Annotated in this window: 17 protein-coding genes and 1 pseudogene; 7 read left to right on the top strand and 11 right to left on the bottom strand. The window is 61.0% G+C overall.

Going from position 1 to position 15,200, the window contains the following annotated elements; genetic code table 11:
* Positions 1-49: 49 nt before the first annotated feature.
* Entirely contained in the window at positions 50-490 is a 441-nt protein-coding gene (locus NCS02_RS32440) for an SET domain-containing protein (RefSeq protein WP_250523552.1), read from the bottom strand.
* Between the two features lie 96 nt (positions 491-586).
* Between NCS02_RS32440 and NCS02_RS32435 the strand changes: the two genes are divergently transcribed.
* Positions 587-793 carry a hypothetical protein gene (locus tag NCS02_RS32435; protein WP_033536954.1) on the top strand — a complete coding sequence of 69 codons (207 nt, stop codon included), beginning with the start codon at positions 587-589 and terminating at the stop codon, positions 791-793.
* Between the two features lie 29 nt (positions 794-822).
* On the opposite strand, the gene NCS02_RS32430 is transcribed toward NCS02_RS32435, so the two are convergent.
* From NCS02_RS32430 to NCS02_RS32420, 3 genes are all read right to left on the bottom strand, one after another.
* A complete protein-coding gene (locus NCS02_RS32430) occupies positions 823-1,101 on the bottom strand; it encodes an HU family DNA-binding protein (protein WP_250523551.1) in 279 nt (92 codons plus the stop codon).
* Between the two features lie 34 nt (positions 1,102-1,135).
* A complete protein-coding gene (locus NCS02_RS32425; protein ID WP_502800916.1) occupies positions 1,136-1,423 on the bottom strand; it encodes a hypothetical protein in 288 nt (95 codons plus the stop codon).
* 118 nt (positions 1,424-1,541) lie between these two features.
* The gene (locus tag NCS02_RS32420) at positions 1,542-2,549 is read right to left on the bottom strand and encodes a DNA-binding protein (protein ID WP_250523549.1); all 1,008 of its coding nucleotides are present in this window, start codon (positions 2,547-2,549) and stop codon (positions 1,542-1,544) included.
* Between the two features lie 195 nt (positions 2,550-2,744).
* On the opposite strand from NCS02_RS32420, the gene NCS02_RS32415 reads away from it, so the two are divergent.
* A complete protein-coding gene (locus NCS02_RS32415; protein WP_250523548.1) occupies positions 2,745-3,911 on the top strand; it encodes a tyrosine-type recombinase/integrase in 1,167 nt (388 codons plus the stop codon).
* A gap of 1,152 nt (positions 3,912-5,063) precedes the next feature.
* On the opposite strand, the gene NCS02_RS32410 is transcribed toward NCS02_RS32415, so the two are convergent.
* The gene (locus tag NCS02_RS32410; protein WP_250508044.1) at positions 5,064-5,786 is read right to left on the bottom strand and encodes a hypothetical protein; all 723 of its coding nucleotides are present in this window, start codon (positions 5,784-5,786) and stop codon (positions 5,064-5,066) included.
* Positions 5,787-6,009: 223 nt separating this feature from the next.
* Here NCS02_RS32410 and NCS02_RS32405 point away from each other — a divergent pair, with 223 nt between their 5' ends.
* Positions 6,010-6,258 (top strand): hypothetical protein, encoded by a 249-nt coding sequence (locus tag NCS02_RS32405; RefSeq protein ID WP_250508045.1) that lies wholly within the window; start codon positions 6,010-6,012, stop codon positions 6,256-6,258.
* Between the two features lie 357 nt (positions 6,259-6,615).
* On the opposite strand, the pseudogene NCS02_RS32400 reads toward NCS02_RS32405, so the two are convergent.
* From NCS02_RS32400 to NCS02_RS32375, 6 genes and pseudogenes are all read right to left on the bottom strand, one after another.
* Positions 6,616-6,768, bottom strand: a pseudogene (locus NCS02_RS32400) (hypothetical protein); the annotation flags it as partial.
* Positions 6,758-7,630, bottom strand: coding sequence for a lysylphosphatidylglycerol synthase domain-containing protein (locus NCS02_RS32395; protein ID WP_250523547.1), 873 nt, complete (start codon positions 7,628-7,630; stop codon positions 6,758-6,760). The pseudogene NCS02_RS32400 and the gene NCS02_RS32395, both read right to left, overlap by 11 nt.
* A complete protein-coding gene (locus tag NCS02_RS36545; protein ID WP_250523546.1) occupies positions 7,561-7,821 on the bottom strand; it encodes a hypothetical protein in 261 nt (86 codons plus the stop codon). Before NCS02_RS36545 ends, NCS02_RS32395 begins: the two co-directional genes overlap by 70 nt.
* The gene (gene hpnK / locus NCS02_RS32385) at positions 7,818-8,657 is read right to left on the bottom strand and encodes a hopanoid biosynthesis-associated protein HpnK (RefSeq protein WP_250523545.1); all 840 of its coding nucleotides are present in this window, start codon (positions 8,655-8,657) and stop codon (positions 7,818-7,820) included. The genes NCS02_RS36545 and hpnK overlap by 4 nt, the downstream gene beginning before the upstream one ends.
* Before the next feature lie 118 nt (positions 8,658-8,775).
* A complete protein-coding gene (locus NCS02_RS32380) occupies positions 8,776-9,369 on the bottom strand; it encodes a cytochrome b (protein ID WP_250523544.1) in 594 nt (197 codons plus the stop codon).
* A gap of 20 nt (positions 9,370-9,389) precedes the next feature.
* Complete coding sequence (locus NCS02_RS32375) at positions 9,390-9,758, bottom strand: hypothetical protein (RefSeq protein WP_250523543.1); 369 nt, start codon at positions 9,756-9,758, stop codon at positions 9,390-9,392.
* Between the two features lie 208 nt (positions 9,759-9,966).
* Here NCS02_RS32375 and hpnI point away from each other — a divergent pair, with 208 nt between their 5' ends.
* The 4 genes from hpnI (at position 9,967) to hpnJ (ending at position 14,901) form a co-directional block, all read left to right on the top strand.
* A complete protein-coding gene (gene hpnI, locus NCS02_RS32370) occupies positions 9,967-11,151 on the top strand; it encodes a bacteriohopanetetrol glucosamine biosynthesis glycosyltransferase HpnI (protein WP_250523542.1) in 1,185 nt (394 codons plus the stop codon).
* A 43-nt stretch (positions 11,152-11,194) separates the two neighbouring features.
* Positions 11,195-12,229 (top strand): lysylphosphatidylglycerol synthase domain-containing protein, encoded by a 1,035-nt coding sequence (locus NCS02_RS32365; RefSeq protein WP_250523541.1) that lies wholly within the window; start codon positions 11,195-11,197, stop codon positions 12,227-12,229.
* A 93-nt stretch (positions 12,230-12,322) separates the two neighbouring features.
* Positions 12,323-13,327, top strand: coding sequence for a ferritin-like domain-containing protein (locus tag NCS02_RS32360; protein WP_250523540.1), 1,005 nt, complete (start codon positions 12,323-12,325; stop codon positions 13,325-13,327).
* Positions 13,328-13,479: 152 nt separating this feature from the next.
* Positions 13,480-14,901, top strand: a complete 1,422-nt coding sequence (hpnJ, locus tag NCS02_RS32355) for a hopanoid biosynthesis associated radical SAM protein HpnJ (protein ID WP_250523539.1) — start codon at positions 13,480-13,482, stop codon at positions 14,899-14,901.
* Positions 14,902-15,200: the final 299 nt, after the last annotated feature.

The following is a 15,200-nucleotide window of genomic DNA, read 5'->3' as shown; positions in this document are numbered from 1 at the left end:
AAGTTGACGTGCGAGAGCCAGAAGCAGGTGTGTCGTTTCGTGGGCGCTTTCAGGACGCGGCCAGCATCGTCCCTCGACAGGTGTCGGCACCGCACCGGCACGCATAGAGTTTTTTGAGCGCAGCCGTTTTTCGCCCTTCCACGATTAGTCCATAGTCGATGAACAACTCCTCGCCGGGCTTGATGTCGCGCAGCGCGAGGAAGAACACCCGGCTGCCGTCTTGTTCGGCCTCGCAGTTCGGCGCGCAGCTGTGATTGACCCATCGCGCCGAGTTGCCGCCCTGTGCACCGTCAATCACGCGCCCGTCGTCCAGATCGAAGTAAAACGTGTGGCCGTCTTCGGCCGCCGAACGCGCATACTGGCGCCGCGCTTGTGCCCACGACACCCGCTTGCCCTTGTATTCCAGAATCTGCTCGTTGGCACGGATCTGGGTCAGCGCGAATACGCCGCGTCCGTGGACCGGCGAAGAACGTACAACGATGCGGCGCATTATTTTGCCCTTCCCTATTGCTGTGAACCGGTGAGCGACACGATGTGCCGCCGCATCTTGGCATGATACGATCGCCGCACGCCCGTCGATACCCTTATGCCGTCTTCTTCCACCGGTCGCAGCCGCATCAAACGCAAACCGCCTCGCGGCACCCTCGTGCGGTACGAGGATCGCATCGTTGAGGTGCTGGGCGAGGCGCGTGGCCGACGGATCATGATCCGCTCGATTCACGCGGACGGCACGGAACGTCGCACGGCCGTCAAGCTCAATAGCCTACGGCCGCTCGGAGCACAACTCTTCTAAGTCGGCGGCATGAAAGGCGCCGCCCTCGCTCACGCTTGGTTGACGGCATCCTTGAACGCCTTGCCCGCGGTGAATTTGACCGACTTGCCTGCCGCGATTTCGATCGGCTCACCGGTCTTCGGATTGCGACCGGTGCGCGCGGCACGTTCGCCGGCCCCGAACGAGCCAAAGCCGATCAATTGCACAGCATCACCTGCCGCCACCGTCTTGGCGATCGTCTCAAACACCGCATTGATGGCCTCCTCTGCGGCGAGCTTGCTCGTACCGGCTCCGGACGCCACCGCGTCAATCAGTTCCTGCTTGTTCATTGAAACGCTTCCTTTCTATTAGAAACAAACCCGATCATACCGAACGCTGGACATCCATCGGATCGCGACCCTCTGCTATCGACGAGTCCGCGTCGGTCACATCCAAGTCAAACAGATCCGAGGTCGCGCTGCGCGCGTCAAGCAGTTCGGGCAAATCGCCATTTCGGACCTTGGCGAGCGTCTGCGGCGACAGCCAGATTTCCTCCATGGCCTCGATGCCCTCTTCGATCATCCGCTGCAGAAAGAACGATTGCTTGCGCCCCGTCGCCTCTGCCAACACGCGCAAGCGCTGTTCGATGACGGGGTCGATGCGTACTGCCACGACTCGCAACTTGTTCTCTGCTGATCTTCTCATCTGCCCGCTCCTGTTGACCGACCACGCGCATGGCGCGGCTTCGGCCTTGGATGGCGCCTACCTGCGGGCGCGATCCGATTAGTATTTATCGACGACCTTTCACGCTCGCCGTTTTGCCAGCCGGTGCCTTTCGGGCGACTCGCCCCGAACGCGCTTCGGCGGCGGTCACGCGCGTCGACGGCCGCGCCGCGGTGCGCAGCGACTTCAGCTGTTCCTGCAGCGCGTGATGTGCCGCTTCGAGCGCGGCGAGCTTGCCTTGAAGCATGCCGTTCTGGTGCCGCGTGTCGCCCTGCTGCGCCTGTAGCGCGTCGACGGTGCGACGATGCTCGGCCTCTCGTCTTTCCGCCCGCTTGGCCGCCACGGCCAGTTCTTTCTGCGCCTTGGCCCTCGCGCTGCGCTCCCGATCGATCTCCAGGAGCGCGCGCTTCTCCGATGCGCGTAAGCGCTCCTCGGCACGGCTGGCGGTTTCCCGCAGCTTCTCAAGGTCGCGCGAGAAGGTGTCGCGCACTTTTTCAAGTTCGCGCTCGCGCGTCACCGCCTCCTCGGCGAGACGCTGGATCTGCGCCTCGAGCGCTCTGCGCGTGGCCGCCTCTTGTGCCTGCTGCCGCTCCAATTCCCGTATCTCGACCTGCGCTGTTAACAATGCCGCGGTGCGTTGCTCGAGCGCCGTCTCCGTGCGGCCCAGTTCTTCCCGGGCGGCGATAACCTTTCGCTCGGCCTCAAGACGCTGCGCCTCGACTTCGTCTCGCAGCGACGTGAGCTCGGCCTGCGCGGAGGTCGCCGCGCGCGTCCACAGCGTCCCGATCAACTCGCCCGCCGCTTCGCTCAGATCCTTCGGCAGGTCCGGGTGCTCAATGCGCACCCGGCTCTTTTCGCGCAACTCCGCCCAAAACTCGCTCAAGACCGACGCGGGCGTGCTCATGGTGCCGCGCCGGACCAGGTTGTAGAGGCGATTGGCCGTGGGCGGCACGCCGAAGCGGAAAAACAGCAGTGCGCACACCTCGCGATAGAGCTCGCGGGTCTTGGGAAAGTCGACCTTCAGGCGCTCAATGTCGGCCGCCAGGCGGGTTTCGTCGGAGAGAACGTCGGACATACGCGCAACGGAGCAAAGTAGTTCGTCCATAATACAACGTAATCCGGCCATTTCCCAACCTCCATCCGGACCAAATTTGACATTAGTGCTATAATGTTGATAAATTGATGACGACCCGGTGCCAAAACAAACGTGACTTTGAAGTCTGCTACGCCGCCCCCACCGCCGTATGCATTGCAGCCGGCACCGCTTGAGATGCTCGTCATTCCCCCCGAGCTCGACGGGTCGGCGGGGCTGAATCGGGCAGTGACAGGGCGCGCCCAGATTGCCGCCGATCACGACCTCGATGCGATCCGCGCCTGGCTGTCACGCTTCGTCGATACGAAAACCACGTTCGAGAATTACCGCAAGGAGGCTGAACGGCTCCTGCTCTGGTCGGTCGTCGAGATGGGCAAACCCCTCTCCTCTCTGACCCATGAAGACTGCCTGCGCTATCAGCAGTTTCTCGCCGATCCACAGCCTGCCCGCGCGTGGGTGGCCGGGGGCGGGCGCAAGCATCCACGCAGCGACGTGCGCTGGCGGCCGTTCTACGGTCCGCTCTCGCCGTCCAGTCAACGCCAGGCAACCATCATCCTCAACGCGATGTTCTCGTGGCTGGTGCAGGCCGGCTATCTGGCCGGCAATCCGCTGTCGCTCTCACGCCAACGCACGCGCCACGCCGCGCCACGCATCACCCGGTATCTGGAGCCGAGCGTGTGGCAGGAGGTCAAGGACTTCATTGCGACCATGCCCAAGCAAACGGACCGGGAAAAAGCCCATGCGTCCCGCGTCCGGTGGTTATTCACCCTGCTCTATCTCGGCGGACTGCGCATCGCGGAGGTGGGCGCCACCACCATGGGCGAGTTCTTCGTCCGACATGATGCGGACGGCGCGTTGCGCTGGTGGCTGACCGTGCACGGCAAAGGCGACAAGCAACGGCTCGTGCCCGCGACGCGCGAGATGATGATGGAACTGTCCCGCTATCGGCAGCGACTTGGATTGAGCGCCCTGCCGTCGCCGAACGAAGATACGCCGCTTGTGCTGCCGATTGGCGCCACGGCGTCGAACGCACGCATCGAGACGTGCGCGCCGCTTACGCGCGCGGCGCTGCACGCCATCGTGAAGGACGTCTTTGCGGGCGCAGCGGCGCGCTTGCGTGAGCGCGATGAGACGGCGAGCGCGCGGGCTGATCTCCTCGAAAAAGCGTCCGCGCATTGGCTCAGGCACAGCGCCGGCTCGCACATGGCGGATCAAAAGATTGACCTGCGCACGGTGCGCGACAACCTCGGCCACGCTTCGCTGACGACCACCAGCATCTACCTGCACGTCGACGACGATCGGCGCCATCAGGAGACCGAAGAGAAGCATCGCGTAGACTGGTGAAGCGTAGCGACCTCGCGCTCCACGCGTCGTCCGAAGCGCCTTCCGATCACCTGCACTGCCCGCAACCCGCCATGAAACCGCTTGTGCCCGAACCGCACCTCTCTGCCGACAAACAGACGCTCAACTTTGTCGTCGAATGGCGCGGAGAAAGCGGAACGTGCGTCATGCCGCGCCGCTGTATGCAAGTCTTCTTCTGGCTTCAGCCCGATACGGACGATGCGCGACGGGTGAGCGTATTCAGGAACGGGTTTTGTCGGAGCGAAGCGGTCGCGCGACGCAAGTGCTGGCGCGATCAACGCGCCCTGGTCGCATAACCGCGGCTGACCTCTCCGTCCTTGATCGCCAACGGTATCCTGTTGGCGAATCGAGAGTATCTAGCAGGTGCGCCAATATTACTGGCAGGTGAAGGCGTTGACGATTAGTTGCATCTTTGCGTTAGGCAAAGCTTCGCCTCATCGGGGCAATGCGGCAGGCATACGTCGGTTTATGTGCCCGGTCGATTCGCACATTGATCGGATCGTGGGGCCAGACAGACGCACGCTAGCCAGCGTACGTCAGTTGTAAGTCCCTTCACCGCCGCGGGCCTGCGCCGCGGCATATCGGGAACCAACTACGAATGGGTCTTCACGACCCTCACCGGTCGTTCGACACGCGGTCGGCCTGAGGTCTCTTGATGAAGTGCACCGGTCATTCGGTCGCGGGCCTTGCTGGCCTTACGCCGACATCTATGCCGGTTGCCCTTAACGTACGCAGCTGGCGATCACTAACCTTGGTGGCGTCTCGCGGAGTCAGCTTTCTGCGCTGACCGGCGCCGCGGGTTCTGCCGCGCTCGACGACTGGATGGAAGCCTGTGAGTCTGAACGTGCGGCGACGTCGAGTGATGCAAGCCCATTACAAGCGAGCACCGACGAGCAGCCTGCAGTTTAGGACGAGCCATCATCCACGACGGTGCTGGGGCCAAGCTACCACACAGATGGAAGCCTTGAGGCACCGGACTGATCGTTCTTCTGGGCAGCAAATCAAATGCATTTGAACGATACGACGGCGCAACTCGCCGTCAATTTTTGGTGGCGGCCTCTCAAGGGTTCGGTATCGCACGTTTTCCAGCGAGGCCCTTACAAGAGCTCAACAAGGCAACACGAAAGACACCTATCAATCGCTCCAGCTGCCACAAGGAGGCCGCTCGCCATCATTAGACTCGGTGCCCGCACCTCGGCAGTTGAAGAGTGGATGAGTGTCGCTTTTGTTGCACTTGCCGTTCGCGCGGTACTTACTCGCGAGCCCATTACGGACTCCGATGATGGAGAAGTCGGCTTCTACCCACGAGCGGCCGCCGCCGAAGCCCTGCTTCGGCGTCCACGTGTAGACGTCGATTGCATTCCCCCGCGCACTGCCCGCAAACACCGAGGCGCGGCGCCCGTCGGCTGGTGTGATCGAGACTGTGCTGATTTTGCTTCGGCAATAGGAATAGCCGTCGGGCAGGGCGTAAGAAAAGTAACTTTCTTCGCCTTCCTGTCGTGGAGGAGCGATCTTGGCCGCGACCGTTGTAACCGTCTTAGAATCGACGCCGAAATACATCGCTACAGCATCAACAGCCGCTTTGCAGGTTGCATTGCCAATGCACTCCTGGAATGTTTGAGATATGTTCTTTGGGGCCATCGTCTGATCGAGGTGAACAGCGACAACTTTGAAATCGGGCGGCTCGTCACGAACTTGTGGCGGCGGTGGCGGAGGAAAGTAGCCGCGGTCTTCATCGGTCGGCGGCGGAGGGAAATAGCCGCGGTCTTCATCCGTCGGCGGTGGCGGGAATCCAGCCGCCGTTGCATTTGCAACCAAGATAAAGAGCATTAAAACCTTAGCGCCTGCCCGGATCATGACGCCCTCCGTTTTTGTTCGGACCTTGTAGAAATTTTGTAGGCTACGATCGACCTGTTTTGAAGGGGTGGAAACGATAGTTTTGAGTTGCTTGACAAATGCTGTTTGGCACCCTATGTCTCCGGTCGCCGCATACAGGCAGTCAAGTAGCGGTTCGCCCTTTAGGCGCCGGTCTTCGAACACACGCTCGACAGGATGCCGCAGTGAGGTCGGTGATGTGGCGGTGATCCACTTCGACCGCCTTTTCGTGCGGGAAGTATTTTCTCATCTCACTCGACATGTCGGCGCCGTCGTCGGCCTACAGCGCCCGGTTGCCGTGCACAACCGGAGCTGCGCGATTGTTGTTGAAGAAGAAGTTGTTCTTCGCCGAGCGCCCGATTGCGTTGATGTTACGCGCCGGATGCTGGACGTGTTGAAGCAGGAAGATCGCGTAAGCGTGGTCGACGTGCAGCTAGCCCGCATTGCTAGGTGAATGAAGACGTCCGGGGTGACAGCCGACAAGCGCGAGCGGTTCAATTACGCGTAGGCCTGCAGAATCGTCGATCGAATTGTCTCGGCCATTCGACTCACGTTTGAAAGTCCGTTGAGAAAAGCAGAACCGCCTTTTGCGTGTCCCCGTGTGCCGGCCGGCGAGTGTCGGAAGCTGGCCGGACTCAGACGTTGCTCTGCAGCTTGCCGCCCAGCCCTGCCGAACTTGCCTTCGCCGGTGACACAATTGATTCGCTCCGGGAAGCCGTTGCCTTGCAAGGCTCAGCGGGCACGGGCCTGCGTTCTACGGCGAGTTGACAAATCTATTGGCGCAAAAGTGACAGATTCATTACGGTCTACGGAACAACAGCGCGAAGGTCGCCGAGCCGATCAGATACCTCAGATTCAGCGACATGGACACCCGATCGCCGCCCGTTTCGCCGAGCGTCGTCGCGGCAATCTCGACGATCCAGAAGAACAGCGTGATGTCCAGAACTTTGGATTCACCTTTCATTAGGATACGTTTCGGTTTCAAGTGTTGCAGTATTCTTGGAGCGACTCGGCGTTACGTCGACAAGTTCGCGCGGTCCTCCCGCGCGGCGCACGCGCTCGGCGACGAGCCACGATGCAAGCGCCAGGCCGCCCGACAGCACTTCGCGCATGCGCTTGACGAGCGCGAGCGACAGCGCCGCCTCCGTGCCGATGCCGGCGAGCTGGCTCGTCAGCACGATGGCGGCATCCTGCACGCCGACGCCGAGCGGCACGAAAAAGGCCACATGTCGCGCAATTTGCGCGACGGCTTCGATGGCGACGGCATCGGAGAACGTCACGGGCACGCCCATCACCCAGAGCACGAGGAAGTTCTCGATGGCGCCCGCGGCCTGCCCCACGAGTTGCCACGCGAGCGCCGCGAGCCACGCGCGGGGACGTTGCGCCAGCGCGCGCAAGGCGGCGTCGAGGCGTCGCGAATGACCCGCGCGCAGCAGCGGACTGTGGCCGAGCACGCGCCGCGCGAGCGCCATCAGCACATCGAACGGCGCGCCGCGGCGCAGCCACCAGGCGCATGCGGCGAGCACTGCGAGCGTCGCCGCGCTCGCCGCTCCAAGCGGCCACAACGCGCGATGCAACGCGACCGAATGCGCAAGCGCGGCGATCCCGAATAGCGCGACGATCGCCTGCATGCCGAGCGTAACGAGCACCTCCACGATCACCGACGCGATGACCGCCGATGAATCGCGCAGCCTCCAGCACGCGAGCCGCACGCCGACCACTTCGCCGCCCACGCTCGCGACCGGCAGCAGGCGGCTCACGCCATCGCGTACGGTCGCGGTCCACCATAGAAGCGATACGGCACGGTGCGCGCGAGCAGAATCCACCAGCCGAGCGCATCGAGCGCGAGCGGCAACGCGCGATACGGCACGAGCAGAAGCAACGGCAGCCATGCATGCATGATGCGCTCGCTGGCGTGGCCGATGCTCTCGCGCAGCGAGTAGACGATCACGGTTGCCAGGACGAGCGCGAGCACGCCCGGCCACGCCGTGGCGGCGGCGTTGCGTAGCGACTTCACGCGCGCCCCGCGCCGAATACGTCGGAGAAGCCGCCAAGCGCGACGCCGCGCGCACGCGCCGCCGCGAGCGCCTGGCTCACGCGCGGCGACAGGAGCGCGTCGAGTTCGTCGGCGTGCCGGTAGTCGCGCATCGAAGCCGTAATGGGCGTGTCGCCCGCCACCGCAGGATGACAGTAGATCTCGCCGACTCGCCTATCGTTCACGTCGATGCCGGCGAGCGCCGCGAGCCACGCGGCTTCGTCCAGGCGCCCCGTCTGCGTCATGCCGACCACGTAGTCGTTATGCGCGATGCCCACGCGCGCCAGACGCCGGCGCGTCAGCGCGATCCACGGCTTGAGCCACAACGGGGCGCTCGCTTCCGATGGCAGGCGCATCGCGCGCATGCCGTATTCGCGACCGATCGAGAGTATCAGCGAAAGCACCACGGGATGCACATGCAGATGCTTGTGCGTGTTGACGTGGTCGAGCGCCAGCCCGGTCGCGCGAAACGCGTCGAACTGAGCTCGAACTTCCTCGGCGAGCTGACGGCGCACATGGGGAAGCAATGCATAACGCAGGCCGTCTTTCAGCGGCGCATCGCGCATCCATCCGTTTTCGTCGGTCAACGCGGGAATCCGCGATGCGCCGAGCGTCGACAGTCCGTCGGCCAGCACCACATGCAGCCCCACGCGAAGCGACGGACACTGCCGCGCGCGCCCGACAGCATCCCGCGCGGCAGGTGCCGCGACCATCAGGCTGGCGCACGCGAGGACGCCTTCGCGATGCCCGCGGATCACCGCCTCGTTGACGCGCTCGTGCAGGCCGAAGTCGTCGGCGGTGACGATCAACGCTCGCATGCCCTCACGCCTCGTGCGCCCGCAGAAAGCGGAAGAATTCCACGCCTTCGCGCAAGCGGCGCTTCATCATGCCCCAGCTTGCCAACGAATGACCATTGCGCGTGCCAGCGCACTGACATCACCGCTTCTTCAAAATTGGCAACATGCGAACGAGCACGTTGCCGCGCAGGAAGAAGTGATGAAACAATGCAGCCGCCGCGTGCAAAGCCGCTAGAACAATAATCGCCCATCCCGCCAATTCGTGCGCCTCTCCGACATTGTGATGGGCCGGCTTGCTGAAGGGCGCGAATGGTGGCTTGATCGGTAGGCCGAAGAAACTCATCGATTCGTTCCCGGACCAGCGGAGAACAAACCCGAGCACCGCGACCGAAATCAGCAACGCGTAGAGAAGATAGTGAACGGCCTTGGCGGCAAGTTCGATCCACCCGGTCGATGCAGGCCGAGTTTGATGTCCAGGCGACAGGCGCCAGAGGACGCGCAACAAGAGCACAGCTGTCAGCAGTATGCCGAACGACATGTGCGCGACGATAAGCAGATGCTTCGTCGGCCGAGGGGCGAAGCCCCATACCTGCGCGAGAACGAACTGCGTTAAGACTAGAACGGCAGTGAGCCAATGAAGTGCAATCGAAGTTCGGTCGTACGTCGTTTTATCATCGCCGGCGACGATCCGGGTAGCGGTGTTCGAAAGTTTAGAAAGCTGATTTCGTTGCATGGGTGAACCTTTTGTCGATGTCAGGTCTTCACGGCGAGATGCCAGTCCGTGACATCATCGATTCGTCCGGTAAAACGGAAGTGCATAAGGAAGAAATAGCGCAGTACGGTCCGAGACCAGCGAGGCATCGATGCGCCGAAATCCCCGTGAGAATCGTCGGTGCTTGCCGCCATCGTATGAGCGTACGCGAGGTAACCGCAGAGCCGTGCCAATCCCACAAACGCGATGATAATGACGGCAGCTAATAGTCGAAATCGAAGCGTCTCGAAGACTGCTTCGCTCGTACCAAACATCGAAATGCTAAGGAGTTGGGAGCCCTGCAATAACATCGCCGCCGCAGAAGCCGTTCTGAGGTATGTCCGAGCAATGCCGACAGTAACGGTTTTCAAGCGTCCGCCTTGGATTTCAGGTTACACCGCTCATTGGCCAAAGGTGGCTGCAACTGCGATCGCCTTGAAAAGTCTATACGCCTCTCCTGACGGTTTCCTTGTCATCGCGAAGGACGGCAATTGCGCCACCGCTCGCGAGCCTCTTAAGGTTGCCTTAAGCAAGCGTCACGCAGGCTTTGGGTCCCGAGGCGCTACTGTCCGACGACATATGGCTCAGCTACATGTTGCCCACCTGTTCTTCGCCTTTGCTGCTGTGCCGTTCGCACTGTGCTCCGCCTTGGGAGTCGTATATACAGTGTCGGCCTGCTTTTTCATGCGACGATTCTTTGCGCACCCAATGCGCGCGCCTGTTTGCTTCCCGGCCGTGTCCATCGTCAAGCCGCTGCATGGCGACGAGTGGCAATTATTCGAGAACTTGTCGAGTTTCTTACAGCAGGACTACCCAGGCCCGGTTCAATATATCTTCGGCGTCCATGACGGTTGTGACTCCGCGCTCCAAGCTGTCGACATGCTACGCACGCGCTTTCCTGAAAAAAGCATGACCGTTGTCGTGGACGGCAGGCTCTACGGGCCTAACCGCAAGATCGCTAATCTTAAGAATATGGTGGATCATGCGGAGCATGATGTCCTCTGCTTTGCCGACAGTGACGTACGCGTAGCCCCAGGCTTTCTTCGCGACCTCATGGGTGCGCTTCAGCAACCCGGCATCGGTCTCGTCACCAGCGTTTATCGCGGAACATGCGCGCCGGGTTTCTGGCCGCGAGTCAGTTGCGCCATGACCGACTACCATTTCCTGCCGGGCGTGGTCACCGGACTGTCGATTGGACGCGCGCGACCCTGTTTCGGCCAAACCATTGCCATGACAAAGGCGACACTGCTGAGCATAGGCGGCCTCGCGCAGTTTGCGCATCATCTCGCCGAGGATTACGCGATTGGTGAAGCGGTGCGTGCCAGCGGCTTATCGGTCGCCATTCCGCCGTTCGTCGTGCGTCACGCTTGCGTCGAACGCACATTTGCGCAGTTGATCACGCACGAATTGCGATGGAGTCGCACGATTCGCGCGGCCGATCCAATGGGGCATCTCGGTGCTGTCCTGATGCACCCATTTCCGCTCGCTTTGCTGGCCTTGCTTCTTTCTTCGGCTAACGCCTTGGCCTGCGGGCTAATCGCGCTGACGTTGATGGTTCGCGCGATGCTGGTTTTGCAAACGGATCGCGCGACAGGAGCGCGTTGCAGCAGCATTGTGTGGCTGCCGCTCTGGGATGTCCTTCAGTTCGTAATCTACCTGGGGAGCTACTTTTCGTCGCGCGTGTTATGGCGAGGACAACGATTCGATGTAGGCGAGGATGGTTTATTGTCGCCATGTGTCCAACGTGACGCGAGCCCAAAATGAATATCGAATTAACAGCGGGTCTTTCTTACCAGGCTGTACTCAGATGAATTACCTCGGATCTCTTGCTGCCATGCTCGGCCTCATGATCGCGGGATGGCTCATCTGGCGTGATGATCCGGTAGCAATCCTGCATTTGCTTGAGTCCGCTGGCGCGGGACTAGTGCTGGCTGCCCTCGTGCATGTTCTTCCGATGGTGCCCAACGCGTGGGATTGGCGCCTGCTGATACGTGATGCCGAGCGTCCCTCCTTTGCCACCATGCTGAAGCTCGTCTGGATTCGCGAGTCGATCAACGGCCTGCTGCCGGTGGCGCGAATCGGCGGGGAGATCGTTTCGTTTCGCTTGCTGCGGCGCGGCGGCGTGCGCCCTTCAACCACCGTGGCGAGTCTCGTCGTGGACATGCAGCTCACCTTGATCAGCCAGGTCGTCTTCGCGCTCATCGCGCTCGGATACGTGCTGGGGCAGACGTCGTCTGATTCCGCGCGCTTGGCGGGACGATTGGCGTGGGGTCTTGCAGCACTGATGCCAGTGCTCTTGCTGTTCTCGCTGTTGCAACACGCGCGGCCGTTCGAACGCGCCGCGCGGACGGTCAACCGGATCACTAGCGGGAAGGTGTACTCGCTCGTCGGCAAGTCGGCGCACATCGACCAGTCCATCAAGCTGATCTGGCGACAGACCGGGCTCGTACTTCGTTACTTATTCATCTGGCAGACGCTTCAGTGCCTCGGGCTGGCGCTCGAGATCTGGGTTGCCCTGCGCGTGCTGGGAACGAACGCAAGCTTCCTAACGGCTTTCGTGCTCGAAGCGCTCATCCAGCTCCTGAGTAGTGTGGCTTTTGTCATACCTGGTAGCATCGGCGTGCAGGAGGGAGGGTTCGTTCTGATCGGCGGCGTGCTGGGCATCGATGCGAGCACCTGCCTCGCGCTAGCGGGCGCGCGGCGCGTGCGGGACCTGCTGTTCTTTGTGCCTGGACTTATTTACTGGCAAGCAGCCGAACGTTCTTTCGGTTTACGGCGGCCGACGGTTGCGACGACGGCTAGGAAAGCGGCCGTCAAGGCGGCCGATGCGGATGCAAAGTGATCGCGTGACCATCGCTGCGACTCGCGGATTCGACGCAAGCGGTCCATGCGACCTCGCAATTGATTGTGCTGCATTCACCTGGATGTCCCCATCATGAGTGAATTTCTCTTTGACGGGTTTGCTGTCGACAAGCTGATACAAGGCTTTCATCCGCCTGTGCTGCCTCAGCGCGAACCTGACCACGCGACCCTGGAAGCCGCGGACCGCGCCGTCAGGCACTGGACAAGCAATGTCGTGGGCCCACTGAAGCCTGGATCCGACGCACATCGCCGAGAAATGTGCACAATGTTTCGTGAGACATTTAGCCCGTACCGGCCATCGGCCCTCGAGTGGCCTCGGCTCGGGCCGGACGCACTCGAGCGAATCGTTTCCCTTCCGATATGGGACATCGCAGTACAGACCGAAGGCCGCGCGCGGCTGCGCATGGCGGCGTATGCGGCCACCCTCAGCGAGCCAGACCTGCGCGATGCGCTGGCTTTGAACGCCTGGGAGGAGAACCGCCACAAGGAGGTGCTGTCACGAATGGTAGCTGCGTACGGTATTCCGCTGGCGAGCGAAGCGCCTTATGTTTATCCCAAGGATGCCGAATGGGCTTATCTGGTCACGGGCTATAGCGAGTGCATTGATAGTTTCTTCGCTTTCGGCCTGTTCGAGGTGGCCCGCCGTTCAGGACTCTTCCCGCCCGAACTCGTCGACACTTTCGAACCGGTCATGCAAGAGGAATGCCGCCATATCCTGCTCTTTGCCAACTGGGCCGCGTGGCATCGATCAAGGCTTTCCTGGTGGCGGCGCATCGGTTTTGAGATGAAGGTGGCCGCAGTGTGGCCGTTTCTGGGCTGGGAGCGCATGGGCCTTGCAAAGACGCTCGATGCCGAAGGCAACGAGCACAAGCAGGATAACAACTTCACCGTAAGCGGCGCCCAGTCGCTATCGCCGGTGCAGATCGACGTGCGCGTCCTCATGGAGTTGTGTCTCGCCGAAAATGAACGACGCTTCTCCGGCTATGACCGGCGGCTGCTTCGTCCCGAAACGATCCCGAAGCTAGTCGGCTTCGCGATGCGCTTCATGCGAAAGCGCTCAGGCGGTTGCGATTCATAATTGTTGAGTCGTATCATTTTGAGCCGCCACGTTGCAATCCTGATCCTCACGATTTTTGACGGCCTAAATTTGGTCGAGCGCATCGCAAAAATATGGCGATTTCCTGTGGGCGAATAAATCCTGCAAGCGGACTGTCATCTTTGAGGGCACATATGAAAACGCTCTTTCTCCAGGCACCTTCGTTCGACGGCTTCGATGGCGGAGCGGGCTCACGTTTCCAGACGAGGCGCGAGATTAAGTCATTCTGGTACCCGACATGGCTTGTCCAGCCCGCCGCGTTGGTTGAAGGTAGCCGTGTAGTGGACGCCCCGGCAGATGGCCTGTCCCTAGCTGCGACATTGAACATTGCTCAAGAATACGAGCTGATCGTCATCCATACGAGCTCGCCGTCATTTGAGAGCGATGCGCAATTCGCGGAGCATCTCAAGCGCCGCAATCCGCGTGCCCTCATCGGGATGATCGGGGCAAAGGTCGCGGTCGATCCGCACGGCTCCCTCGCCGCGAGCGATGCGCTCGATTTCGTGTGCCGCGAAGAATTCGACTTCACATGTCGAGACATCGCTCAGGGACTCCCGTTCGAGTCGATTCTCGGCTTGAGCTATCGCTTGCCCGACGGTGGAATTGTGCACAACGAAGCCCGGCCCATTCTCGAAGACATGGATCAGTTGCCGTTCGTTGCGCCCATCTACAAACGTGACCTCAAGACCGAGAATTACTTTAGCGGCTATCTCAAACATCCGTATGTCTCGCTCTACACGGGACGGGGTTGCAAGTCGCGGTGCACGTTCTGCCTCTGGCCGCATACGGTTGGCGGACATCGATATCGCACGCGCTCGGTGGAGAACGTCCTTGAAGAGGTGAAATGGATCAGGGACAACATGCCCGAAGTGAAGGAAATCATGTTCGACGACGATACCTTCACAGATCTAAGGCCGAGGGCCGAAGAGATCGCTCGCGGACTCGGCAAGCTAGGAGTGACGTGGTCATGCAACGCGAAAGCGAACGTCCCGTATTCAACCCTCAAAGTGATGAAGGATAACGGCTTGCGGCTTCTGCTCGTCGGCTACGAATCGGGCGACGACCAGATTCTCGTCAATGTCAAAAAAGGGCTGCGCACAGACATGGCGCGCCGTTTCAGTGAAGATTGCCGCAAGCTCGGCATCAAGATTCACGGCACGTTTATTCTCGGGCTTCCGGGCGAAACACACGAAACGATACAGAAGACGATCCAGTATGCGAAGGAGATCAATCCGCACACGATTCAAGTATCGCTCGCCGCGCCGTATCCGGGGACGGTTCTCCATAAGCAAGCGGTCGAGAACGGATGGCTCAAAGAAAGCAAGCACATCATGCTTGTCAACTCGGCGGGCACACAGCAATCGACCATCGGCTATTCACATCTGTCGCGCGAAGAAATCTTTCTTGGCGTCGAGGAATTTTATAAGCGTTTCTACTTCCGACCAACAAAGATCTGGGAGATCGTCCGCGAGATGCTGGTAAGTTGGGAGATGATGAAACGACGCTTGCAGGAAGGCGTGGAGTTCTTTAGATTCCTGCGCGACCATAGGGCGTGAGGCGCCATACGGACTGCAACGCGGGCCGACAGAAAAGACGACGCTGAATCAAGTCGTCGATGGAATGGTCGGCCGGTGCCGCTGCTGGAGGAACCGACGCGGGCACTTCGAGCGTTGCGTTCGTCCACTTACGGCTTGTCGTTAATGCCAGTGGCGCCCTTGTGTTCGCCTCCGTTACTCGGGCGCGCTTCGTTGATGGCGCGCAGTACGGCAAGGGCTGGCTGCGCGGGCCGCCAGACCGTCGCTACTGCATCAGGACTGCGGCCTCGTTCGGCTTACAGCTTGGGCGCAGTCAAAGG

The organism is Caballeronia sp. NCF2, assembly GCF_023631205.1.
Taxonomy (GTDB): Bacteria; Pseudomonadota; Gammaproteobacteria; order Burkholderiales; family Burkholderiaceae; genus Caballeronia; species Caballeronia zhejiangensis.
The sequence above is the reverse complement of the archived record's forward strand: the minus strand, read 5'-3'. Positions and strand labels throughout refer to the sequence as shown.